17 protein-coding genes and 1 tRNA gene are annotated in these 23,393 nt (G+C 72.0%); 7 read left to right on the top strand and 11 right to left on the bottom strand.

Annotated elements, in window-relative coordinates; all coding sequences use genetic code 11:
• The first annotated feature begins 129 nt into the window (after positions 1-129).
• The gene (locus AMK18_RS28210) at positions 130-1,497 is read left to right on the top strand and encodes a serine/threonine-protein kinase (RefSeq protein WP_073864978.1); all 1,368 of its coding nucleotides are present in this window, start codon (positions 130-132) and stop codon (positions 1,495-1,497) included.
• A gap of 35 nt (positions 1,498-1,532) precedes the next feature.
• Positions 1,533-4,112 carry a bifunctional FO biosynthesis protein CofGH gene (locus AMK18_RS28205; protein WP_198957096.1) on the top strand — a complete coding sequence of 860 codons (2,580 nt, stop codon included), beginning with the start codon at positions 1,533-1,535 and terminating at the stop codon, positions 4,110-4,112.
• A gap of 19 nt (positions 4,113-4,131) precedes the next feature.
• Here AMK18_RS28205 and AMK18_RS28200 read toward each other — a convergent pair whose 3' ends face one another.
• Entirely contained in the window at positions 4,132-5,061 is a 930-nt protein-coding gene (locus AMK18_RS28200; protein WP_073864976.1) for an aminoglycoside phosphotransferase family protein, read from the bottom strand.
• Positions 5,062-5,229: 168 nt separating this feature from the next.
• Between AMK18_RS28200 and AMK18_RS28195 the strand changes: the two genes are divergently transcribed.
• A complete protein-coding gene (locus AMK18_RS28195) occupies positions 5,230-6,342 on the top strand; it encodes an ADP-ribosylglycohydrolase family protein (protein ID WP_073864975.1) in 1,113 nt (370 codons plus the stop codon).
• On the opposite strand, the gene AMK18_RS28190 is transcribed toward AMK18_RS28195, so the two are convergent.
• From AMK18_RS28190 to AMK18_RS28175, 4 genes are all read right to left on the bottom strand, one after another.
• A complete protein-coding gene (locus tag AMK18_RS28190) occupies positions 6,330-7,925 on the bottom strand; it encodes a sodium:solute symporter family protein (protein WP_073864974.1) in 1,596 nt (531 codons plus the stop codon). The genes AMK18_RS28195 and AMK18_RS28190 overlap by 13 nt on opposite strands.
• 454 nt (positions 7,926-8,379) lie before the next feature.
• Positions 8,380-8,580, bottom strand: coding sequence for a DUF397 domain-containing protein (locus AMK18_RS28185; RefSeq protein WP_026171673.1), 201 nt, complete (start codon positions 8,578-8,580; stop codon positions 8,380-8,382).
• A gap of 209 nt (positions 8,581-8,789) precedes the next feature.
• Complete coding sequence (locus tag AMK18_RS28180) at positions 8,790-9,647, bottom strand: helix-turn-helix domain-containing protein (protein ID WP_026171672.1); 858 nt, start codon at positions 9,645-9,647, stop codon at positions 8,790-8,792.
• A gap of 214 nt (positions 9,648-9,861) precedes the next feature.
• Positions 9,862-10,584 carry a GOLPH3/VPS74 family protein gene (locus AMK18_RS28175; RefSeq protein ID WP_018104284.1) on the bottom strand — a complete coding sequence of 241 codons (723 nt, stop codon included), beginning with the start codon at positions 10,582-10,584 and terminating at the stop codon, positions 9,862-9,864.
• Between the two features lie 179 nt (positions 10,585-10,763).
• Between AMK18_RS28175 and AMK18_RS28170 the strand changes: the two genes are divergently transcribed.
• Positions 10,764-13,121, top strand: coding sequence for a serine hydrolase (locus AMK18_RS28170; RefSeq protein ID WP_241836658.1), 2,358 nt, complete (start codon positions 10,764-10,766; stop codon positions 13,119-13,121).
• 190 nt (positions 13,122-13,311) lie between these two features.
• Entirely contained in the window at positions 13,312-15,129 is a 1,818-nt protein-coding gene (locus tag AMK18_RS28165) for a membrane protein (protein ID WP_018104282.1), read from the top strand.
• Positions 15,130-15,434: 305 nt separating this feature from the next.
• On the opposite strand, the gene AMK18_RS28160 is transcribed toward AMK18_RS28165, so the two are convergent.
• On the bottom strand, positions 15,435-16,307 hold the full coding sequence (locus tag AMK18_RS28160; protein ID WP_073864972.1) for a GNAT family N-acetyltransferase: 873 nt from the start codon (positions 16,305-16,307) through the stop codon (positions 15,435-15,437).
• A gap of 50 nt (positions 16,308-16,357) precedes the next feature.
• A complete protein-coding gene (locus AMK18_RS28155) occupies positions 16,358-18,448 on the bottom strand; it encodes a restriction endonuclease (RefSeq protein ID WP_073864971.1) in 2,091 nt (696 codons plus the stop codon).
• 152 nt (positions 18,449-18,600) lie between these two features.
• Between AMK18_RS28155 and AMK18_RS28150 the strand changes: the two genes are divergently transcribed.
• Positions 18,601-19,050 carry a hypothetical protein gene (locus tag AMK18_RS28150; RefSeq protein WP_241836657.1) on the top strand — a complete coding sequence of 150 codons (450 nt, stop codon included), beginning with the start codon at positions 18,601-18,603 and terminating at the stop codon, positions 19,048-19,050.
• A gap of 49 nt (positions 19,051-19,099) precedes the next feature.
• Here the strand turns inward: AMK18_RS28150 and AMK18_RS28145 are convergent, their stop codons facing one another.
• From AMK18_RS28145 to AMK18_RS28135, 3 genes are all read right to left on the bottom strand, one after another.
• Positions 19,100-19,915, bottom strand: a complete 816-nt coding sequence (locus AMK18_RS28145; protein WP_073864969.1) for an SAM-dependent methyltransferase — start codon at positions 19,913-19,915, stop codon at positions 19,100-19,102.
• 312 nt (positions 19,916-20,227) lie between these two features.
• Positions 20,228-21,178, bottom strand: coding sequence for a hypothetical protein (locus tag AMK18_RS28140; RefSeq protein ID WP_073864968.1), 951 nt, complete (start codon positions 21,176-21,178; stop codon positions 20,228-20,230).
• A gap of 233 nt (positions 21,179-21,411) precedes the next feature.
• A tRNA-Arg gene (locus tag AMK18_RS28135) sits at positions 21,412-21,484 on the bottom strand.
• 119 nt (positions 21,485-21,603) lie between these two features.
• Here AMK18_RS28135 and AMK18_RS28130 point away from each other — a divergent pair.
• Positions 21,604-22,077, top strand: coding sequence for a hypothetical protein (locus AMK18_RS28130; RefSeq protein ID WP_073864967.1), 474 nt, complete (start codon positions 21,604-21,606; stop codon positions 22,075-22,077).
• Here the strand turns inward: AMK18_RS28130 and AMK18_RS28125 are convergent.
• The gene (locus tag AMK18_RS28125) at positions 22,074-23,354 is read right to left on the bottom strand and encodes a M6 family metalloprotease domain-containing protein (RefSeq protein ID WP_018104256.1); all 1,281 of its coding nucleotides are present in this window, start codon (positions 23,352-23,354) and stop codon (positions 22,074-22,076) included. The two genes, AMK18_RS28130 and AMK18_RS28125, sit on opposite strands and share 4 nt — an antisense overlap.
• Between the last annotated feature and the right edge of the window lie 39 nt (positions 23,355-23,393).

Here is a 23,393-nt window from a genome sequence, read left to right as displayed (position 1 = left end):
TTCCCGGCCGGCCGGTGAACGTCCCCGGCACCCCTTCAGCCCCCGCTCCACCGCCCCGCCCGCCTTGCCCCGCATTGGCAGGCACACGGCATACTGGGCCGCCGGATCACCGGGGGGAGCGCCGAGCACATGGCGTACGGAACGGACGGGGCGGACCTGCCCGAGAAGGTCGGCGGATACGCCGTGGAGCGGCAGCTCGGCGCGGGTGGCATGGGCGTCGTCTATCTGGCGCGGTCCCGGGGCGGGCGCGCGGTCGCCGTGAAGGTGGCGCGCTCCGAACTGGCCGCCGATCCGCACTTCCGCGAGCGGTTCCGGGCCGAGGTCGAGGCCGCCCGGAGCGTCGGCGGCTTCCACACGGCGCCGGTGGTCGACGCGGACCCCGACGCGCCCGCGCCCTGGCTGGCGACGGCCTACATCCCCGGGCCCACGCTCTCCGCGCTCGTGGAGGCCGAGGGCCCGATGGGCGAGGCGCGGCTGCGGCAGCTGGGCGCCGCCCTCGCCGAGGCGCTGGCCGCCATCCACCGCTGCGGGCTCGTCCACCGCGACCTGAAGCCGGGCAACATCATCATGGCGGCGGACGGGCCGCGCGTCCTGGACTTCGGTATCGCCCGGGCCCTGGAATCGACCCGGCTCACCGCGACCGGGATGGCCTTCGGGACGCCGGGCTTCCTCGCCCCCGAGCAGGCCCAGGGCCTCGAAGTCGGCGCCCCCGCCGATGTGTTCGCCCTGGGCGCCGTGCTCGTCGCGGCGGCGGGTGGAGCTGCGTTCGGGGCCGGGACGCCCATGGGGATGATGTACCGGTCGGTGCACGAGGCGCCGGACCTGGGCGCGGTGCCGGAGGGCGTACGGGACGTGGTGGCGGCCTGCCTGGCGAAGGAGCCGGGCGAGCGGCCCGCGCCGGAGGCGCTGTTGGACCTGTTCGCGCCCGGGGGGCCGGTGTACGTCCCGACCATGCCCGTACCGGCGCGGCAGCCCGGCCAGCCGGCCGACGCGACCCCGTCGCCGCAGCACCCCCTCCCGCCCGTCGGCGCGGCCCCCGTGCCCCCCGCCTACCCGCCGAACTCCGGGACGCCGTCCCCGTACCCGCCGATGGCGGCCTCGCCCTACGGCCCGTCCCCGTACACCCCCTCGCCCTATCCGCCCGCCTCCGCGATCCCCAACAACCCCTACGCGCAGGCGCCGGCCGCGGGCGGCACGTGGCAGCAGGGGCCCGCCGAGCCCGTCACCGACATCGGGTTCGTCGGTGTCGGCACGGGCAGTTCGCTGGTGATCGACGCGCTGGGGGTCGAGTTCCAGGCGGACCACGGGCCCGAGGTGCAGTTCGCCTGGGCCGAGATCGGCCGGATCGAATACGCGGTGCGCGGGCCCAAACTCCTCGTCGTCACCGTCCGCCTGCGCGCGGGGGCCGTGCACACCTGGGCGCTGGCCGCCCGCAACCGCTCCCGCCTGCGGCAATGGACCCAGGACCTGCCGCTGATCCTGGAGTACTACGCGTAGGGAGGCCCCGGCCACCCGCTCGTATGCTCGGGGACATGACCGATGCCCAGAGCGGACCCACCACCAACTCGATGCGGCGCGCGCTCAAGCGCGCGCGTGACGGAGTCGCACTCGACGCGGCGGAGGCCGCCGTGCTGCTCCAGGCGCGCGGCGACGACCTGACGGATCTCGCGGCCTCCGCCGCCCGGGTGCGCGACGCGGGCCTTGAGGCCGCCGGGCGGCCGGGGGTCATCACGTACTCCCGCAAGGTCTTCATCCCGCTGACCCGGCTCTGCCGTGACAAGTGCCACTACTGCACATTCGTCACCGTGCCCGGCAAGCTCCGCCGGGCCGGGCACGGCATGTTCCTGTCGCCCGACGAGGTGCTGGCCATCGCCCGCGAGGGGGCCGCGATGGGCTGCAAGGAGGCCCTGTTCACGCTCGGGGACCGGCCGGAGGACCGCTGGCCGGAGGCGCGCGAGTGGCTGGAGGCGGAGGGGTACGACGACACCCTCGCGTACGTACGTGCCATGGCGATCCGGGTCCTTGAGGAGACGGGGCTGCTGCCCCACCTCAACCCCGGGGTCATGAGCTGGACGGACCTCCAGCGGCTGAAGCCCGTCGCGCCCTCCATGGGCATGATGCTGGAGACGACCGCGACCCGCCTGTGGTCCGAGCCCGGCGGCCCGCACCACGGCTCCCCGGACAAGGAACCGGCCGTGCGGCTGCGGGTCCTTGAGGACGCGGGCCGGTCCAACGTGCCGTTCACCACGGGCATCCTGATCGGCATCGGCGAGTCGTACGAGGAGCGCGCGGACTCCCTCTTCGAGCTGCGCCGGACCGCCCGGGCCTACCACGGCATCCAGGAGGTCATCGTCCAGAACTTCCGGGCCAAGCCCGACACCGCGATGCGCGGGATGCCGGACGCGGAGCTGGAGGAACTGGCCGCCGCGATCGCCGTCGCCCGGCACATCCTCGGCCCGTCCGCCCGCATCCAGGCCCCGCCGAACCTGGTCGACGCGGAGTACGCGCTGCTCATCGGCGCGGGCATCGACGACTGGGGCGGGGTGTCGCCGCTGACCCCCGACCATGTGAACCCCGAGCGCCCGTGGCCGCACATCGACGAACTCGCCGCCCGCACCGCCGAGTCCGGCTTCACGCTGCGCGAACGCCTCACGATCTACCCGGAGTTCATCCAGCGCGGCGAACCCTGGCTGGACCCGCGCCTGCTGCCGCACGTACGGGCGCTGGCCGACCCGGAGACCGGGCTCGCCCGCGAGGGCGCGATGCCGGAGGGGCTGCCCTGGCAGGAGCCGGACGAGGGGTTCAACGCCTCCGGCCGCACCGACCTGCACCGCACCATCGACACGGAGGGCCGCACCGGCGACCGCCGCGACGACTTCGACGTCGTCTACGGGGACTGGGAGGCGCTGCGCGAGGCGGCGGCCCCCGGGATGGTGCCCTCCCGGATCGACGGGGACGTGCGCGCGGCGCTGAGCCAGGCGGCGGACGACCCGACGAAGCTCACCGACGACCAGGCGCTCGCGCTGCTGCACGCGGACGGTCCGGCCCTGGACGAGCTGTGCCGGATCGCGGACGCGCTGCGGCGGGACGTGGTCGGCGACGACGTCACGTACATCGTCACGCGCAACATCAACTTCACCAACGTCTGCTACACCGGCTGCCGCTTCTGCGCCTTCGCCCAGCGCCGCACCGACGCCGACGCGTACACCCTCTCGCTCGACCAGGTCGCGGACCGGGCCGCGCAGGCGTGGGACGTGGGCGCGGTCGAGGTCTGCATGCAGGGCGGCATCCACCCGGACCTGCCCGGCACGGCCTACTTCGACATCGCGCGGGCCGTGAAGGAGCGGGTGCCCGGCATCCACGTCCACGCGTTCTCGCCGATGGAGGTCGTCAACGGGGCCACCCGCACCGGCATGTCGATCCGGGACTGGCTGACCGCCGCGAAGGAGGCCGGGCTCGGCTCGATCCCGGGCACGGCGGCCGAGATCCTGGACGACGAGGTCCGCTGGGTCCTCACCAAGGGCAAACTGCCCACCGCCACGTGGCTGGAGGTCATCAGGACCGCCCACGAGGTGGGCCTGCGCTCCTCCTCGACCATGATGTACGGCCACGTCGACCAGCCCCGCCACTGGCTGGGCCACCTGCGCACCCTGGCCGCGCTCCAGCAGGAGACCGGCGGCTTCACGGAGTTCGTGACCCTGCCCTTCATCCACACCAACGCCCCGGTCTACCTCGCGGGGATCGCCCGCCCCGGCCCGACCGACCGCGACAACAGGGCCGTCACCGCGATGGCCCGCCTCCTCCTGCACCCCCACATCACCAACATCCAGACCAGCTGGGTCAAGCTCGGCACGGAGGGCGCCGCCGAGATGCTCCGCTCCGGCGCGAACGACCTGGGCGGCACCCTGATGGAGGAGACCATCTCCCGTATGGCCGGGTCGAGTTACGGCTCCTACCGCTCGGTCCGCGACCTGGAGGCCATCGCACAACTCGCCGGCCGCCCGGCGAAGCCGCGCACGACGCTGTACGGAGAGGTCCCGGAGGAGCGGGTGACGGCGGCGGGTGCGTCGGACGGTCATCTGCCGGAGCTGTTGCCGGTGCTGGGGGACTGAGGTGGGGGAGTACGAAGCGCTAGCGCGCCTCGTGCTCCCCCACCACCGCCTCCACCACCCGCAGTTCGTTCGCCGCCCGGGCCGGGTCCGCCTCGGTGTCCAGCACCAGATTCAGCAGCGCCTTCCACAGCGCCCAGCCCCGGGCCCGCGCCCAGGTTCCGGGGTCCTGGGCGGCCGACTCGCGGAACGCCTCGCGGCTCTCGCCGTCGAACGTGGTCCAGGCGATCACCAGGTCGCAGGCCGGGTCGCCCACGCCGGAGGTGCCGAAGTCGATGACGGCCGACAGCTCGCCGCCCCGGACCAGGAGGTTGCCGGCGGCGATGTCTCCGTGGAACCACACCGGGTCCCCGTGCCACTCGGCGGCGAGGGCCGCCTCCCAGGCCGGCCGTGCCCGGTCCGTGTCCACGCGGTCCGCGAGGAGGGTCAGGCAGCGGCGGGTCTGCTCGTCGTAGTACGCGGGGGAGGCGCCCCGGTGCCAGCTGTGCGCGCCCGCCGCCGGGCCGCCCGCCGGGTCGCAGCGCTGGAGGGCGCGGAGGAATCCCGCCACCGAGGCCGCGAAGCCGGGCAGGTCCTCGATGTGCCCGCGCGCCGCCGTCTCGCCGGGCAGCCAGCGCCGCACCGACCAGGGGAACGGGTAGCCCTCGCCGGGCGCGCCCAGGGCGAGGACCGGGGGGACCGGGACCGGCAGCGAGGGGGCCAGGCGGGGCAGCCAGACGTGCTCCTTCTCCACGGCGGGGACGTAGCCCGCGGCGGTGGGCAGCCGGACCGTCATCGCGTCGCCGAGGCGGTACGTGCGGTTGTCCCAGCCGTCCACCTCGACGGGGACCACGGGCAGGCCCCTCCACTGCGGGAACTGCGCGGCGATCAGCCGCTCCACGAGCGCGGCGTCGATGCCCGCGCGGCCGTCGGGATGGGCATGGGCATGGGCGTGGGGGAGGGGTGAGGGCATCGGGCGATCATCGCCCCCGGGCCCGTGCGCCGCAACGGAATTCGACGCGCCTCGGAGCCGTAGGAAATGCTCCGCCCTCCTTGGCCCCGCACGCGTTCGATTACAGTGCTGCGCAGTTACCGCACAGTCGCACAGGGGAACGAAGACACGGCATACGGGAGTGGCGCGGTGAGTACAGGGATCCTGGCCGTCTGGGGGCGGGCCGAGCAGCAGGACTTCCGCAGCCGGGTGCGCGGCACCCTCCTCGGCGGCGCCCTCGGGGACGCGCTCGGCGCCGGCGTCGGCGCCCTCACCCTGGAGGAGATCCGCGCCGCCCACGGCCCCGACGCCCTCACCGACTTCGTCCCCGCCCACGGCGCGCGCGGCACGGTCACCGCCGCCACCCAGCTCACCCTGTTCACCGTCGACGGGCTGATCCGCGCCCAGGTCCGCCGCGACACCGGCGCCTGGCACCCGCCCACCGACGTCCACCGCGCCCATCTCCGCTGGGCCGCGACCCAGCGCGACTGGGGGCCCGACGAGCGCCGCAAGGACAACGGCTGGCTCGCCGGGCAGGAATGGCTCTACGCCCGCCGCGACCCCACCCGGGAGTGCCTGAACGGCCTCGGCGACGACATCATGGGCACCCTGGACCGGCCCAAGCACCCCGCCGCGCACGACGCCGCCGCGCTCACCCGGTCCGCGCCCTTCGGGCTGCTCGTCGGCTGGGAGCCGCAGCTGGTGTTCCAGCTCGCCGTCGAGTGCGCCGCGCACACCCACGGGCACCCCACCGCCCTGCTCTCCGCCGGTGCCTTCGCGGTCGTCGTGCACGGGCTGGCGCGCGGCGAGACCCTGGACGGCTCCGTGCAGCACGCGCTGGGGCTGCTCGCGGACCGCCCGGGCCACGAACCCGTCACCGAGGCGCTGCGCCGCGCCCTCGGCGCCGTACGCCAGGGCATCCCGGGGCCCGCGCTCATCGAGTCCCTGGGCGTCACGGACTCCGCCGACGAGGTGCTGGCGGTCGCGGTGTACTGCGCGCTCGTCGGGGAGGACGTGCGGCAGGGGCTGCGGCTCGCGGTGAACCACGGGGGCCCGTCCGCCGCGACCGGGGCGCTGTGCGGGGCGCTGCTGGGCGCGATGCACGGGGAGACCGCGCTGCCCCCGGCCTGGCTCGCCGAGCTGGAGGGGCGGGCCACCCTCCTCGAACTCGCCGACGACTTCGCCATGGAGATGACCCAGGGGCCCGCCCTGCACAGCCCGGCCACCGCCGCCCCGGGCTGGCTGGCCCGCTACCCGCGCTGACCGTCTCCCTTCGTGCCCTCGGTGGCGACCGTGACGTCCTGCGGACCGGCCTGCGCCGGGACGGCGGCCGCGCCGGACGCCTCCGGCCCGTCGCCGTCCGTGTTGATCCGCTCGATCAGCGCGTCGCGTTCCGGGGTGTCCTCCGGGCGTACGAAGCCGATCACCACGTACAGCACCAGCGAGATCGCCAGCGGCAGTGCCACCTGGTACTGGAGTGCCACGCCCTCCTTCACCGAGCCGTCCAGGTCGTAGTTGGTGAAGTAGAACGCCAGCAGCCCCGCCGCCCAGCTGACGAGCGCGGCCGTCGGCCCCGACTTACGGAAGGGGCGCAGCAGCCCCAGCATGAACGGGATCGCGATCGGGCCCATCAGCCCGGCGACCCACTTGATGACGACGGAGATGATGTCCTTGAACGTCGGCGAGTTGATCTGCGTCGCCAGCGCCATGGACAGCGCGAGGAAGCCCAGCGTGGACAGCCGAGCGGCGAGCAGACCGGCCCGGCTGCTCCACTCGCGGGCGGCCTTGGAGAAGACCGGGGCGATGTCCCGGGTGAAGACGGCGGAGATCGCGTTGGCGTCGGAGGAGCACATGGCCATCGTGTGCGAGAAGAACCCGACGACGACCAGGCCCAGCAGCCCGTGCGGCAGCAGCTGTTCGGTCATCAGCGCGTAGCTGTCGGAGGCGTCCGGCTTCTCGGCGTGGACCAGCAGCGGGGCGCACCACATCGGGAAGAACAGGACCGTCGGCCACACCAGCCACAGGACGGCGGAGAGCCGCGCCGAACGGGTCGCGGAGGCGGCGGAGTCCGTGGCCATGTAGCGCTGGGCCTGGTTCCACATCCCGCCGTTGTACTCGAAGGTCTTGATGAACAGGTACGCCAGCAGGAACGTCACGGTGTACGGACCGGCCGTCGGGTCCGCGTGGCCCTCGGGCAGCTTGTCCCAGATCGTCCACAGGGTGCTGAAGCCGTCCAGCTCGTGCATCGCGGTGACGAGCATCGCGAGCCCGGCGAACAACTGGATGACGAACTGCCCCAGTTCGGTGAGCGCGTCGGCCCACAGGCCGCCGACCGTGCAGTAGACGGCCGTGATGATGCCGGTGATGAAGATGCCCTGGGTCAGGGTGATCCCGGTGAAGACGGACAACAGGGTCGCGATCGCGGCCCACTTGGCGCCGACGTCCACGATCTTCAGCAGCAGCCCCGACCAGGCGAGGGCCTGCTGGGTCGGCACGTTGTAGCGGTTCTTGAGGTATTCCAGCGGGGACGCCACGTACAGCCGCGAGCGCAGCCGGTTGAGCCGGGGCGCGAACAGCTGCGCGCCGATGCCGATGCCGATCGCGATCGGCAGCGACCAGGTCACGAAGGACGTGACGCCGTACTGGTACGCGATGCCGGCGTAGCCCGTGAACATCACGGCGCTGTACCCCGACATGTGGTGCGAGATGCCGGAGAGCCACCAGGGCATCCGGCCGCCCGCCGTGAAGAAGTCGCTGACGTTGTCGACACGCTTGTGGGACCAGAGCCCGATCGCGATCATCACGCCGAAGTAGCCGATGAGCACGACCCAGTCGAGACTGTTCATATGTCCCCTCCCGGGGTCCGCCTTGTGAACGGGGTGCGCACTTCGCCAGTACGGCCGCTCAGCGGCGCCCCGTGCGGGAGCGGGGACTTCGGGGATTGAACCGCCTGTGCGGTACCCGGGTCAAGGACCCTTCCGGTCATAGATGTGAACACAGATCAGCAAGAGGAACGATTTTACTCGTTCTTGACCTACGGGAGCGTTGTCGCGCACGTGACGGCGGCCACACGATGAGCGGGCGCTTCGCCAGGCTGTGAGCGCAGGGAAGCACGAAGAAGACCGCACGGGATGCGGGTCCCGTGCGGTCGAGTGAGGAGGGGAACTGCCAGAGGAACTGCCGGAGAAATCCCGGGAATCCGGCCCGGAAAAGGCGAAAGCCCTCTCGGCCAGGACGGCGGGCCGGTCGAGAGGGCCTGGTGCGGGCCGCGGCGCGAGCGCGCGGTCGGGTCGCGCGGTCTCAGAACCCGGCGGTGCGCGAGACGTCCAGGACGAACGCCGACCAGGTCTTCGCGGAGAAGTCGAGGACCCCGCTGCTCACGCTCTTCGAGTCGCGGACCAGCAGCGCGTGACGCTCCGCCGCCTTGACCTCCACACAGTTCCCATTCGCGGAATAGGAGGACTTGGTCCACTCAGTCAGTGCGTTCTGCCGAATCACCATAATGACTCCGATGGTTGTGCCGGTCGTTGGGCGGTGCGCCCAGCCGCTGCGCCCAGCGACTTGTGAGGACGCTACGCCGCAACATCATTGGCCGTGAGTGGCGTTCACTCGTTCGGATGACTTACGCCTTGGCGGTCTTCCGGCACAACCTGGCGGAGGTGTACCTTCCGCGCCGACCCCGGGAAGGCCCGTGGCGGGCGCGGAAATCGTCACGCTCCGCAGTTCTCCGCCGCCTGGAGAATGTACGCCCGGGACTGCTCCGCGCTGAGCGCCTTCGCGCGCAGGTGTTCGTACATCACGGCATAACTCTGAACGTCGGGCGCCTTTTCCAGATACAGGTCACTGGTGATGCCTTCGAGGTAGACGACGCTCGCGTCCATGTCCTCCTGGAATTCGAGGATCGTGTAGCTCCCGTACATCCCCGGGTGCGCCCCGACGGTGTACGGCAGGACCTGGAGCGTCACGTGCGGCAGCTGGCTCAGCTCCGCCAGGTGCCTCAACTGGTCCGCCATGATCTGCGGGTTGCCCACGACGCGGCGCAGCACGGCCTCGTCGATCACGGCCCAGAACCGCAGAGGTTCGACCGGATCGGTCAGCCGGTCCTGGCGCTTGAGGCGGATCTGGATGCGCTTGTCGATCTCGGTCGGCGTGGCCTCCGGCCACATCCCCTCGATCGCCGCCTGCGCGTACTCCCGCGTCTGCAACAGGCCCGGGACGATCAGCGACTCGTACACCCGCAGGGAAGCGGCGTCGGTCTCCAGACCGATGTACACGCTGTACGGGATGTCTCCGAACGCGTGCCACCAGCCCTGCTGGCGCGAGTCCTTGGCCATCTGCATCAGCGATTCGACCACGCGGCGGTCCTCGACCTCGTACACCCCGCAGAGATCGCGGACGTCACGCTGGCTGATGGAGCGGCGGCCGTTCTCCAGGCGGCTGATCTTCGACTGCGAGACCAGCAGCCGCTCCGCCACCTCCTCGGCGGTCATTCCCTTGACCTCGCGCAGTCGGCGCAATTCCTGACCCAACCGGCGTCGCCTGACGGTGGGATTGACGTTGGACGGCACGGAAACGGCACCTCCGGCTATGTAGCTGTGCGTATCTACTGCTGAGCAGATTGCCACCCCCGGACCCGGCCGCGCTGGGAAACGCCCACACACAGCGGCGCGGGGCAGTCGGTGGTATCGACTGCCCCGCGCCTCGGTGCGGCTCCCGGACCGGGTCTGGATGACAACGGTTCGGCGGTGTTCGGTTGTTGACGTGCGTGGTGCGGACGCGGTCCTAGTGGGCCGCGGTGTGCGCCATGCTGCCGCGCCGTGAGGGCGACGGCACTTGCGGTTGCAACGGGACGCCGGCCGCCTGAGCGCGGCGCGGCTGTGCGACCGCCCCGTTCTGTACGTCCATCACGGCATGCGCCACGAGGCCGCCCATCGGGTCGTGCCTGATCAGGTCCCGGAGCCGGGAGCGCGATGAACGCCCCTCGTTCCCGGGATACAGGTGCTTGCCGAGTCCGACCGCGTGGGCCAGTGCGGCGAGCGCCGCGGTCCGCGGGTCCGGCGGTACGCCGGTGCGGATCGCACTGTCCAGCCTGGACCTGATGTCCCGGCTGATCGCCGTGTCCGTCGCCTGGTAGCGAGTCGTCGGCAGCACTCCGCACATCTGGCCTTCGACGGCATGCACCATGCCGCACCGCTCCAGATGAGCGAGGTAAATCTGGCGGAGCCCCAGCCGGGGTCCGCCGATCCAGTGGACCGCCCGTACCGGACTGCCACGCCTGCGCAGCAGTTCCAGTGCGGAGTCCAGGGTCGGATCTCCTGTCGGCCGTGGCATCACCACGGCGATACGATCCCCGTCTGGGGCTATCCGTCCTGCCAGGGCCAGCTCCACTAGCTGGGCTCCGGCGAGGCCGAGGTCGAGCGACTGCGGCTGCGCTGTGGTACCCGTGGTCGGGTCCAGAGCGAGCAGCAGAAGCTCCTCCGGAATTGTTCTGCGGCTCCTGCCCATCCATGCCTCCCCGCGTGGATGAATGACAGGGTGACCCCTCTCACATCTTCCTGTCGAGGGTGCCTGGTGGCTTTGTACGGGAACCAGTAGGTATGTCGTTCTCGTCTAGCAGCCCGGCCAAGGGTTCACACGGGACACTGGTAGATGGTTCGGACAGCGCGGGTGGTTCCCCGCGCCGCATGGAGGAGGCATCGGTGGCGGGCGAGTCCCCCGACAAGTCGGAGCAGCAGCAGTCGTCGGGAACGACTCGCAACGAGCGCGATCCGCGTCTCGGTGTCTTCCGTGAACCCGAACCGGAGTCCGGTACGGGGTCCGGTTCGGCCGGTACGGGTGAGGACCCGGCGCCCGGCGATGCCGCCGGGGAGTCCGGCGATGCCCCGGAGGCCGCCGAGAGCGATGCGAGCCCTGCGGAGGGCCCGGACGAGGGCGCGGATACGGCTCCCGAGGGCGCTGAGAGCGCTCTGAGGGCCGCTGAGGACGCGGAGACCCCGCCGGACGCCCCGGAGGCGGCTTCGGACGCCCCCGAGGCCGCGGAGACCGCTGAGGACGCGGAGGCCGATGCGCCGGAGGCCGACGCCGAGCCGGACGCCGCCCAGCCCGAGGAGGGCGACGCGCGCCTCCGGGCGGCCGTGGCCGCCTGGGTCTCGACCGCCGATGACGGCGACAAGGACACCGGTGGGGACACCGACGAGGCCGACGCCCCGGAGGAGCCCCGCGTAACCGCTTCCCGCGACGAGAAGCCGGACGCCGAGCCCGAGCCCGAGCCCGAGCCGGACGAGAAGCCGGACGCCGCCGCGAAGCCGGAGCCCGAGCCCGTCGCCGAGCCGAAGGCGCCCGTCGCCGACGCGAAGGAGCCGGCCGACGACGAGCCGGCCACCGGCAGGAGCGAATCGGCCACCGCCGAGCCCGCCGAGGCGGAAGCGCCCGCCGCCGACGCGGACGCCCCCGAAGAGGAGCCGCCCGCCGCCGAGGCGCAGGCGGACGCGCCCGTCGATCAGCCCACCGCCGTCTTCAAGGCCCCCCGGCTGCCCAAGGTCGACCAGCCGACCACGGCGCTGAAGATCACCAGGTCGCCGTCGGGGCAGCCCGTCGCCGCCGAGACCGAGTCGCTCACCGAGCGGACCAGCCGGTTCGTACCGCTGCGCGCCGACGACGTACGCCAGGCGCCCGCGCCGCGCAAGCCCGAGAACCCCGTCGCCGGGCCGCCCGCGGCCCTCAGCGGTGCCGAGCGCACCCGGCAGCAGCCGATGCCGCCGAAGCCGCCGCTCGACCTGCTCGCGGAGCTGACGAACACCCCGCCGCCGCCGGAGACCCCGGTCCGCACCGCCGTGCGCAGGGTCAAGATCTGGACACCGCTGGTCATCCTGCTGCTCATCGTGTTTGCGATCGTGCAGATGGTGCGCCCGCTGCCGGACCCTTCGCTGTCGATGACGGCGAAGGAGACGTACGGCTTCGAGGGCGGCGCCCCGAAGCTGCCGTGGCCCGAGCAGGGCCAGGGCTACATGGCCGCCACCGGCCTCGGCAAGGTCGACTCCTTCGGCGAGCAGAAGCCCGTGCCGATCGCGAGCGTCGCCAAGGCGATGACGGCGTACCTCGTCCTCGAGAGCCACCCGCTCAAGCGCGGCGAGAACGGCCCGGGCATCAAGATCGACGCCAAGGCCGAGGCGGACGGCAAGCTCTACACCGAGGGCGAGTCCACGCTGAGCACGGTGAAGGAGGGCGACATACTCACCGAGCGCGACGCCCTGGCCGCGATCATGATCCCCTCCGCCAACAACATCGCCCGGCTGCTCGCCCGCTGGGAGGCGGGCTCGGAGAAGGCGTTCGTCGCGAAGATGAACGCCACCGCCGACGAGCTGGGCATGAAGAACACCACGTACACCGACCCCTCCGGGCTGACCGCCTCCACGGTCTCCACCGCCGAGGACCTGGTGAAGCTCGGCGAGAAGCTGGTCGAGTTCCCGGCGCTGATGGACATCACGAAGCTGCCGGAGTGGAAGGACCCCTCGGGTCACAAGTGGCGCAACTACAACACCCTCGTGCCGTTCGACGGCGCCCTGGGCATCAAGACCGGTTCCACCTCCAAGGCCGGCGGCAACCTGCTCTTCGCGGCGCACAAGATGATCGACGGCACCGACCAGCTGATCGTCGGCGCGATCCTGGGGCAGTACGACGACGTCTCGATCATCGACGAGGTGAACCGGGTCAGCAAGAAGGTGATGGTCGCCACGCTGGACCTGCTGGAGGGCGCCAAGATCGTCAAGAAGGGCGACGTCGTCGGTGAGGTGGACGACGGCATGGGCCACACCACCCCCGTCGTCGCGACGAAGGACGTCAAGGCGGTCGGCTGGTCCGGCCTCACGGTCAAGCTCGAACTGACCGACGACGGCAAGACCATTCCGCACGAGGCGGTCGCCGGTACGCACGTCGGCACGCTCACCGTGGGCGAGGGCCGCAGTCAGGTGAAGGTCGCGGTCGCCCTTCAGAGCGACCTCGCGAAGCCGTCGTTCGGCGACAAGCTGACCCGTATCGGCTGAGGACACCCGGAGGGGGGCGCCCACCCGGCGCCCCCCTCCGCCACCACGCCCTTCCCGTACGCCGGAAAGGTCCCGCGTGTTAGCGTCCCGGGGGCAACGCGCGGACCCCGGAGCGCGTCTTTCGGCCCATGAGACCCGAGCAGGAGAGCCGGCCGACACCACGCGTCCGGGAAGGGACGGGGAGAGAGCAGTGACCACCGCCGAGCCGACACGGGCGAAGGACGGCACCGCTTCCGACGGCACCGCGGAGCCGGCGGGCGATCCGGGCGGATCCGCCCCCGCCACCGGATTCGACGGCCTGAAACAGCGCTGCCTGCGCCACCCGGTCCTGCTGACGACCGCGGTCGCCGCGGTCGCCCACATCCTGTGGTTCCTCTTCTTCGCCAACAGCGGCGGCGACATCGCCGCCCAGGACGCCTGGGCCGAGTTCGTCGGCCGGCACCCCGGCACGGCGTACAACCTCGCCTGGTACGGGGGCATGCACCCCGTCTCGTACAGCGTCGTCTCGCCGTATCTGATGTCCCTGCTCGGCGTGCGGACGACGATGATGATCGCCGGCACGGTCTCGGCCGGGCTCACCTCGCTGATCCTCTACCGGGTCAAGGCGGTCCGTAACCCCCTGGCCTGCTCGATGGCGGGCGTCTTCGCGTACCTGTGCAACGCGCTGTCGGGCCGGGTGACGTTCGGGCTCGGCATGATGTTCGCCGTCGGCGCTGCGGCGGCCGTGTTCTGCTGGCCGTACCGGTGGCGCTACAAGCGGTGGGCGAAGGCGGCCGTCGCCGCGCCGCTCGCCGGACTCGCGACGCTGGGCAGCCCGGTGGCGGGCCTCTTCCTCGGCGTGGTCGCGGCCGCGCTGTTCCTGAACAAGCGGCGCCCCGGCGCGTACGCGCTGAGCCTCGCCCCGGTCGTGGTGGTCGCGCTGTCCGCCCTGCTGTTCCCGTTCTCCGGCACCCAGCCGATGTCGGTCGCGACGCTCTCCGGGCCGTTCATCTTCGCGTGGCTGGTCTTCTTCCTCGTACCGCCCGACTGGAAGACCGTCCGCATGGCGTCGGCCGTGTACGGGGTCGGGACGCTGGCGACGTTCGTCGTGGACTCGCAGATCGGCTCCAACGTCTCGCGGATGGCGATGCTGTACGCGGGCATCGTCCTGCTGGCCGCCCTCCCGTACACCGCTCCCCGCTCCCGGAAGTGGTACGCGGTGGTCATCGCGTTCGTCTCGCTGAACGTCTGGATCGGCTACAAGGGCGTCGACGACATCGTCAGGACCGCCCCCACCGCCTCCTGGACCCGCTCGCTTGCCCCCCTGGTCGACCAGCTCCAGAAGGTCGGCGCCGAACGCGGCCGGGTCGAGGTCGTCCCGCCGAGCAGCCACCGCGAGGCGTCCGCGCTCCCGCGCTCGGTCAACCTGGCCCGGGGCTGGAACCGCCAGGCCGACATGAAGCGGAACCCGCTCTTCTACGACGACACCCTGGACCCCATCAACTACCGCCAGTGGCTCGACCGCTGGGCGGTGCACTACGTGGTGCTGCCGCAGGGCGACCCCGACTACAGCGGCGCCCGCAAGGAGGCCGAACTCGTCGGCAAGGGCCTCTCCTACCTGAAGCTGATCTGGTCCAACAGCGACTGGCGGCTCTTCGAGGTGGACAGCCCCGTCCCGCTGGCCGACCCGCCCGCCACGGTGGAGCGCGCGGGCGAGGGCGAGCTGACGATCCACGTCAAGAAGGCGGGCCGGGTCCTGATCCGCGTCCCCTACTCGCGCTGGCTCGCCGTCGTGGACGAGGACGGAAACGGCGTGGAACGCCCCCAGGAGACCGAGGCGTCCAAGCAGCGGGCGGACGAGAGCACCCCGAAGACCTTCGTCAACGAGCACGGCTGCCTGATCAAGATGGACGAGGACGAGGACGGCGACGAGTGGACGGAACTCCTCGCCCCGCGCCCCGGCACGTACCGCCTGGGCGCCCCGTACCAGCTCCCGCCGGGCACGCCCTGCCCGGACGAGCTGAAGTGACGGCTGCGGAGGACCGGAACGCTCCGGCTGCGGAGGACCCCGAAGCCGTACGCGCCCCGCGGGTCGCCCGCGTGCATTCCAGCCTCTCCGGCGCTTGAGGACGGAACTGGTGCCGCACGACAGACCCAGCCTGTCCGGCGATTGAGGACGGAACCGGCGACCCCGGACCGGGGCCGAGGCTTCCGTCCTCAATCGCCGGACAGGCTTGAATGTGGGCCAGACCCTTCGCTGCCCAGCGGCCACCCGCGCCGGGGCCCGTCCGTCGACGCGCTCAGCGACCGGCTGAACCACACCAACCGCCGCGCTCAGCCGGCCACCGCTCCCGCCAGGTCGTACACCGCGAAGTCCGTCACGGGCCGGAAGCCGACGCGTTGGTACACGCCGTTGCTGGTGGGGTTGGCCAGGTCCGCGAAGAGCAGCACCTCCGCCGCGCCCTCGTCGAGCGCGGTCCGGGAGGCGTGGGCGGTCGCGGCGGCCCCGTAGCCCCGGCCCCGCAGCTCGGCCGGGGTGTAGACGGGGGCGACCCGGATCTGCCCGGCGACCTGGGGCGTGAGCGCCGCCATGGAGACGGGGACGCCGTCCGGGGTCTCCCAGAGGATGACTCGGCGGCCGGCGATCCGCGTGTCGGCCCAGGCCCCGGGGCTCCGGTGGCCGACGCCGTCGATGGCCCGCACGAACTCCACGTACCACCCCGCGACCAGCTCCCGGTCCCGCGCCTCCGCGATCCGGCCGCGCCCCTCCGGCGCGGGCTCCGGCCACCGGAGCTCCCCGAGCCGGTAGAGCCGCAGCCGCTCGTGGAGCCGGGGCTCTGCCCCCGTACGTCCCTGCCATGCCTCGGCGAACGCGGCGGCGGTCGCGTCGTCCGCGTTGACCCCGGGGACGGGGCCGCCCGCGGCGCGCAGGTGCTCGGCCAGCGAACCGGCCTCCTCGGGCGTGAGGGGCGTGACGATCAGCCGGTAGGGCGGGGTCCGGAAGTACGCGGCGCGCACCTCACCGTCCCCCTCCAGCACTCCGAAGACGGGCGCCCCGTCCCCGTACGCCTGCGACCCCTGCGCGCGCAGCCCCTCGCACACGGTCAGGGTCACGGTGTGCAGAGCGGGCCGCGACCGCAGGAAGTCCCCGGCGCGGGCGAGGAAGGAATGAACATCGGGAAGGCGACGCCAAGTTGAGGTATCCATGGCACATCCTCCCGTGCCGGGGGAGGGGAGCGCCTGCCCTTTTCCGCTGCCTACTCGACGTCGATCCCGTACTCCGTGACCAACTCCTCAAGCCCGCCCCGGTATCCCTTGCCGCCGGTGACGAACTCCCAGTCCCCGTTGGCCCGTCGGCGGAACGAGCCCAGGACGAGCGCGGTCTCGCCGGGCCGGCCGTCCGAGACGTCCAGCTGGTCGAGCGGGGTGCGCTCGGCGTCGAGCAGCCGGATCCCGGCGTCGGTGAAGCCGGACAGATCGGCGTCGGGGTTGGCGACGGGGTCGATCGCGGCGATGATCACCAACCGGTCCGCACGCGCCGGGAGCGCGTCGAAGGCGACCTGGATCGCGGCCTTGTCGGGCGCGACGGGGATCAGCTCGCGGACCGAACCGTCCGGGGTGCGCGGGTTGTTGAAGAACACGAAGTGGTCGTCGTCCAGCACGCGGGTGCCCTGGCACACGAGCGCGCAGACGTCCAGGGCGACGGAGCCGGACCAGTACATGCCGAGCACGTTGTGGTCGTCGTTCCGGCTGTCGGCGTCGCGGCTCTCCGGCGCGCTCCGCTGGGCCGGGACCGACGGCTCGCCGCCGCCCAGCCGCCCCCGCAGCCCGTGCCGGTGCAGCAGGTCGACCAGTTCGGAGCCCGGGACCAGCTCCAGCGGCTTGCCGTTGGCGAAGGTGTGCGAGCCGGGGCCGAACTTGGAGGTGGTGACCAGCACGCCCTTGTTGGCACCGGCGTCCTGGACCGTCCCGTACAGATCGCGGACCGCCGTCGGCGGCACGGTGTTCCGGTAGCGCTTCACCTGGACGACGATCTTGCCGCCGCGGATCGGGGCCGGGTCCAGCGCGTCGACGTCGACGCCCCCGTCGTTGGAACGCTGCGTGGTGACGGCCTGCATGCCCATGGCCCGGAAGAGCTCGGCGACCAGCGCCTCGAAGGCGAGCGGGTCCATCTCGTACAGGTCGGGCTCCTCGTCGCCGCCGTGCGTCACGACCCCGTTGCCGACGTCCTCGGGGACCCGCCCGGGCCGCACCGCGGCGTACTGGTCGGGGCGCGTGGACAGCTGCCCGCGCAACCCGTCCACCAGGCAGTTCACCGCGTTCACCTGCTCCAGGTGCAACTCGGCGAAGTCCGCCCGCGTCGCCATGACCGTGCCGAGGAACATGGGCATCCGCCGCCCGGTCGCCGGGTCGTGGTCGTCCACGAAGCCGTTCAGCGCGACGGACTCCAGGGCGCCGAACTCGTCGGCGGCGAAGAGATCGCGCAGGACGAGCAGCAGGCACTGGGCGAGCACGTCCCGGTACAGCGCCCGGCGCTGCGTGACCGGCCGGGGCGACTCCTTCTCCTGGTCCGCGTTGATCATGTACCGCACGGACTTCGCCTCGGGGACGACGTCGTACCGGGGCAGCTCCCAGTTGAGCACCAGTTGCCGCGCGCCCGAGTCGTACGCCGCCGCCACCTGCCGGGGCAGCTCGTCGGGCCAGCCGGTGGAGGCGTAGAGCGCGGCGGAGAAGTACGCGACGGCCGCCTCGGCGTCCCCGGCGCGCAGTCCGGCGGTCATCTCGGCGATCCCGGCGTTGTGACTCCGGATCTCGGCCAACTGTGCGTCCGCCCACTGCCGGTACTGCCGCTGGTAGCCCGCGAACTGCGCCTGCCGCTGCGCCTCGGCCGCCTGCGCCGCCTGCCAGTCCCGCTCGAACCTGGCCCGCGCCTCGGCCTGCGCCTGGGCCCGCCGCCCGGCGGTCCACCCGCCGCCCTGTGGCTCGTACCGTGCAGGGTCGGGCATGGGGACGGGGTGCGCCAGCGGCCCCGGCGCGAACGGCTCGACCGCCTCCGCCCGCGTCAGCGCCGAGGCCCGGAACGCCGGCGCCCGGCACCCGGCCGCCAGCAGCCCCTGCAACGCCTCGACCCGGGCATCCAGCTCCCGCGTACGCCGTCGCGCCTCGGCCTCACGCTGCTCCCGGTAGGCGGCCTTCTGCTCGCGCTGACTCCGGGCGACCTCGCGCTGATACGCCCGCTGCGCCCGCTCCTGATCCCGCTGATACCGGGCTTGCGCCTCCTGCTGGCGCTGCTGCTGCCGCTGCGCCTCGGCCCATACGGCAACCAACCCATTGGAGCGACGACTCATCCCGCCCAGGCCCTCCCCACAGCAGTGATGGCCGCAACTTTAATGCGCAACGGACCTGGGGCCCATGAAGTCGGCAGGGTTTGGGGGGAAGTTGGGGAAGTCGAGGGTGCGAGGATGACCTCATCCTTCACATGGACCTCATGGAGGCTCTGATGCCGATCGCCCCGTTGCCGTACATCGACGAGCACGAGACGGTCATCGAGGCCCCGGCCGAGGCCGTCTGGCGAGCCCTGAGCGAGACCCTGGACCATTCCTTCGCGGGCCGAGGCGCGACCGCCTACGCCCGCCTGGTCGCCGCCACCGACCGTACGGCCTCCGGCCCCCGCCCCCTGACGGAGGGCTCGACCCTCCCCGGCTTCCGGGTAACGGCCGCCACCCGCCCCCACGCACTGACCCTGTCGGGCAGCCACCGCTTCTCGACGTACACCCTGACGTTCCGCCTGGACGAGCTGGCTCCCACCCGATCCCGTCTGCGCGCAGAAAGCCGAGCGGTCTTCCCCGGCCTGTCCGGCACCACGTACCGCCACCTGGTCATCACGACAGGCGGCCACGCGGTGGGCATGCGCCGCCTCCTGACGGCCATCCGCCGCCGCTCGGAGTAGACCGGGTCGACCCGTCCGGGTGAACCGGTCGGCGACGCCTCTTTTCCCCTCAGGCAGTTCCGTGCTTGAGGCCCAGGCCGCCACGGAACCCCATGTCGTCGGGCCCCTCGGGCACCGATGCGTCCGGGTGCCAGCGGTCGACGGTCACGACGCCCGGTTCCAGCAGTTCCAGTCCCGTGAAGAATTCCTCGATCTGCTTCTGTGTCCGCAGCACCACGGGCTTGGAGACCTTGTTCTGCCGGTAGAAGGCCGATGCCTCCGCCGCCCTGACCGGATCTGCGTCACCGCAGGCATGGGACAACGCGACGTACGAGCCGGCCGGAAGGGCGTCCACGAGAACCCGCAGGACGCCCGCCGGGTCCTCGTCGTCGTCGAGGAAGTGCAGGATCGCGGCCAGGACCAGGCCCACCGGACGCGTCATGTCCAGTGTCCCGGTCACCTCGGGCGATTCCAGTACCGCGCGCGGGTCACGCAGGTCCGCTTGCAGGTAGGTCGACCGGCCTTCGGGCGAAAGCGGGGTGAGCAGCGCCTCGGCGTGCCGCAGCACCACGGGGTCGTTGTCCACATAGACGATCCGGGCCGAGGGCACCATGCCTTGGGCGATCTCGTGCAGGTTGGGCCGGGTGGGGATGCCGGTGCCGATGTCCAGGAACTGTGTGACGCCCCCTTCCTTCACCATGTGCCGTACGGCGCGCGCCATCCATGCCCGGTTCTGCTGCGCACTGCGCTGGATCTCCGGCCAGCGCTGGGCGATGCCCTCCGCGACGGCCTGGTCCACCGGGTAGTTGTCCTTGCCACCGAGGAGGCTGTCGTAGACGCGCGCCGGGTGCGGCTTTCCCTGCTCGAACGACCCGTTGGGGGACACACGATCTCCTTCGCGCGATGGCACATTCGGCACACGCAACAACGCTCTGGCCAGAGCCATTTGAACATACTGCGCAGCGCGAACGTACCCGTGGTCTCGGGTCACTTCGGTCTACCCGGCACGTCGCAGGCGAGAGCGCCGATGGTGTCGACGCATGCGTTGCCCGACGAGTCGAAGAGCAGCTCCATGGCCACGGGGCTGTGGCCGGGAGCGGGTGATGACGAACCGGAAGGGAAGGGGCTTGACGCTCCCTCAGGCGGTCACATGCTCGAAGCGGCGGAAGCTGGACAAGGGGCGGCGCCGGCCCCGATGCTAAGAGGCTCGATTTTGGGCAAGCGCCGGGTTCTGGGTGGGGGTGTCGGTCGGGCCCAAGTCGTCCTGCCCGGCGTTCTCCGGCGCGCCGAACCAGGCCACCGCGACCGCGCCCGTGACCGCCAGGACGAAGCCGGTCACCGCCAGCCAGGCGAAGCCGGGGCGTGAGGCGTCCCCCAGCCACCAGACGCCGATCATGCCGGGCAGCACGGTCTCGCCGACCACCAGCGCCGCCGTCGCCCCGTTCACCGAGCCGATCTGCAGCGCGACGGTGTGCAGGTACATGCCGCCGATGCCGGCGACCAGAATGGCGTACAGGGCCGGATCGGTGAACAGCGTGCCCAGGGCGAAAGGATCGATCCCGTTCAGCACGCGCACGCCCACGCCCAGCGCGCCGAAGCCGAGACCGGAGAGCAGTCCGGCCAGGATCGCGGCCCGGGCGCCGAGCATCCGGACCAGGACTGTGCCGCCCGCCATCAGCAGCAGTGAGATCGTGAGGAGCCACCAGTGGGTGGTGATCGGCGTGTGCCCGCTGCCCTCGGAACCCGCCGCGCTCGCGAGCAGCACCAGCGCCGAGCAGACGACCGCGATCGAGGTCCACTCCGCCCGGGTCAGCCGGATGCCGAGCAGCTTGACGCTCAGGACGGCCGTGATGACGAGGTTGGCGCTGATGACCGTCTGGGAGAGGAACAGCGGCAGCAGGCGGGCGGCGAGCGCGCCGAGTCCGAAGCCGACGAAGTCCAGGACCGTGCCGACGATGAATTCCCAGGTCATCGCGGCCTGGGCAGTGGAGGAGAGACTGGGGCCGCCATGCACGGTGACCTGTCCGGTGGCAGGCCCGGCGGCGGCCGCCTCGCGGCGGGCCGACTTGCGGGAGCCGACGGCCTGGAGGACGGAGCCCGTGCCGTAACAGATCGAGGCCGCAACGGCGGTCAGGAGTCCTACGAGCACCGAGCGCTCCGTTCAGGAGGGTGGTTCCTGGCTGTTCTCCCTGCCAGACGCGGGATCGACCGCTCGCGTTGCGTGGACCGGGTCTGCGTCGAGATGGACGTGACGCCGGATCCGTTGGATACGGACTCTCCGAACGGGCTCGAGGCCGGTGTTCGCCATGCTGATGGTCACTGCCACGGCTACGACGAACAGCGCACCCACCCGAGAGAGGTGAACGCGCTGTCCGGACACTGTGCCCCCGGCAGGATTCGAACCTGCGACACCCGCTTTAGGAGAGCGGTGCTCTATCCCCTGAGCTACGAAGGCATGGTTGTGGCCGCCAGTGTAGCGGGTGGTGTGCTCGGTGGACGGGGGTCGGGGGGCGTGGGGATCTTGGAAGGGTGGGAGGGCATCGTTGGGGTGTCGGGTGTGAGGGGGAGGCGTTCGTGGCTTACAACCTGTTGACCGTTGGTCTCGTCCGGCCCGCCGTCATGGCGAGTGCGCTCGCCGCGGTCCTGGATGTCGCCGTCCGGGACGTCGACGTCGCCCACGCCGACGGGGATCAGGGGGCGCGGGACTGGGAGGCGGCCGTTCTGTGCACGTACGAAGTCCTCCGGGGGGACCTGGCGCGGGCGCTCGACGTCTACGTACAGGACTTCGTGGCCGACCGGCCGCCCGAGCGGGACGTTGCCGCCGCGCTCGCGAAGGCCGCCGGGACCACCGTGCTGTTCCCCGCGGACGAGGCGCCGCCGAGCGCGTACTGGGCCGTGACACCGGACGGCATGGTCACCCGGGCCCGGCTCGAACCGTCCGACGACGAGCCGCCGGTCTTCGCGGTCACCGCGGTCGAGGCGCCCGTTCCGCAGCTGCCCGGAGCGACCGTGGAACGGTTCGTCGAGATCGTCCGGGGCACCCCCTAAGGCCGCGTCACCTGCACCCGGTAGTCCCCCTTCTCGTCCTTCTCCAGCACCGAGATCCGTATCCCGTTGGCCCGGTCCGTGAAGGTGTCGCCCGGTTGGTACGGGGCGTCCGAGAGTTCGGCGTGGACGTTGGGGAGGCGGGTGCAGCCGGGGCTGTTCTTGGTGCTGTCGGAGACCGAGACCGGGCCCTGGCCCGTGTCCACGTCGGAGCTGACCTTGTAGATGAGGACGCCGGGGCGGCAGACCGCCTGGTCGTTGCCCGCCTGGGTGCGGACCTCCACCGCGTAGCCGGACTCCGCGGTCAGCGGGACGAAGGCCAGCTTCAGGCCGCCCCGCGTGGCCAGCGGCTCCAGGACGTGGTCCGTCGTGCCGGGGCGGGCGGCGCAGCTCACCTGGTCGTTGTCCAGCCAGCCCAGCTTCCACTTGTGCCAGCCGAGCAGGTCGTTGTTGGCGCCCCAGTCCTCGGACATGATGTCCCAGTGCCCGACCGAGCCGCCGCCCTCCATCGTGTAGAGGTCGGGCAGCCCGAAGACGTGGCCGTTCTCGTGGGGCAGGACCCGGTAGCCGGTCTGGGCGTACGAGCCGGAGCCGTCGTCCTGGCGGCTGTAGACGAATGAGGTGTTGGACAGCGGCACCCCGTCCGCGACGGGGGCGTCGTCGTTCCCCGAGAAGGTCACCGAGAGCACGGTGTCCAGGGCGGAGGGCCCGGCGTTCGGGGTGACCAGGATGTTGACCAGGTCGTACTCGTCGAAGTCCACCCGCGGGTCCGCGGCCGCCACGATGTCCTGCACCAGGTGGCGGTAGCCCGGCTCGTACGGGGAGCCCCGCTCGATTCCGTACTCCTCGAAGGGCAGCGGCATCCGCAGCCACGAGCGGATCGGCGCCTCCGGTATGTAGGTGAGGCGGCCGTACGAGCTCGTCCGGAACCAGTCCGTGGTCTGCGGGAAGAATTCCGCCAGCCGGTCCATGGCCGGCTCGGTGCCCTCCGCGTCCGGGAAGTCGATCATCAGGTTCAGCGCGTGCACGCGGCCGGTGGAGCGCGCGTAGCCGGGCTGCGTCGGCATGCCCTCCGACATCTGTACGCCCATGGCCGACGGGATCCGGCAGGGGCCGAGCCCCGTGGCCAGCGGGGCCGTCGCGGCGGGGCCGGCCGACGCGGGGCTCTGCAGGGGCAGGGTGCTGCTCGCGGTCGCCAGGGCCGCGATGACCAGGGCCGTTGCGGCACCGAGGGCGACCGGGCGGCGGTGCTTGCGTATCCGGTGGCGGGGCTGCTGCATCGAGGCGCCTTCCGGTCCGCGGCAGCCGGCCGACCCCGG

This window comes from Streptomyces sp. CB01249, assembly GCF_001905735.1.
In the GTDB taxonomy this organism is placed as follows: domain Bacteria; phylum Actinomycetota; class Actinomycetes; order Streptomycetales; family Streptomycetaceae; genus Streptomyces.
This window is presented reverse-complemented; position numbering and strand designations above follow the sequence as displayed.

What these genes read in the sequence shown, in the direction of transcription:
- AMK18_RS28210 (WP_073864978.1), top strand. Translation starts at nt 130, where the DNA reads ATGGCGTACGGAACGGACGGGGCGGACCTGCCCGAGAAGGTCGGCGGA.
- AMK18_RS28205 (WP_198957096.1), top strand. Translation starts at nt 1,533, where the DNA reads ATGACCGATGCCCAGAGCGGACCCACCACCAACTCGATGCGGCGCGCG.
- AMK18_RS28200 (WP_073864976.1), bottom strand. Translation starts at nt 5,061, where the DNA reads ATGCCCTCACCCCTCCCCCACGCCCATGCCCATGCCCATCCCGACGGC.
- AMK18_RS28190 (WP_073864974.1), bottom strand. Translation starts at nt 7,925, where the DNA reads ATGAACAGTCTCGACTGGGTCGTGCTCATCGGCTACTTCGGCGTGATG.
- AMK18_RS28185 (WP_026171673.1), bottom strand. Translation starts at nt 8,580, where the DNA reads ATGGTGATTCGGCAGAACGCACTGACTGAGTGGACCAAGTCCTCCTAT.
- AMK18_RS28175 (WP_018104284.1), bottom strand. Translation starts at nt 10,584, where the DNA reads ATGGGCAGGAGCCGCAGAACAATTCCGGAGGAGCTTCTGCTGCTCGCT.
- AMK18_RS28170 (WP_241836658.1), top strand. Translation starts at nt 10,764, where the DNA reads ATGGAGGAGGCATCGGTGGCGGGCGAGTCCCCCGACAAGTCGGAGCAG.
- AMK18_RS28160 (WP_073864972.1), bottom strand. Translation starts at nt 16,307, where the DNA reads ATGGATACCTCAACTTGGCGTCGCCTTCCCGATGTTCATTCCTTCCTC.
- AMK18_RS28155 (WP_073864971.1), bottom strand. Translation starts at nt 18,448, where the DNA reads ATGAGTCGTCGCTCCAATGGGTTGGTTGCCGTATGGGCCGAGGCGCAG.
- AMK18_RS28150 (WP_241836657.1), top strand. Translation starts at nt 18,601, where the DNA reads ATGCCGATCGCCCCGTTGCCGTACATCGACGAGCACGAGACGGTCATC.
- AMK18_RS28125 (WP_018104256.1), bottom strand. Translation starts at nt 23,354, where the DNA reads ATGCAGCAGCCCCGCCACCGGATACGCAAGCACCGCCGCCCGGTCGCC.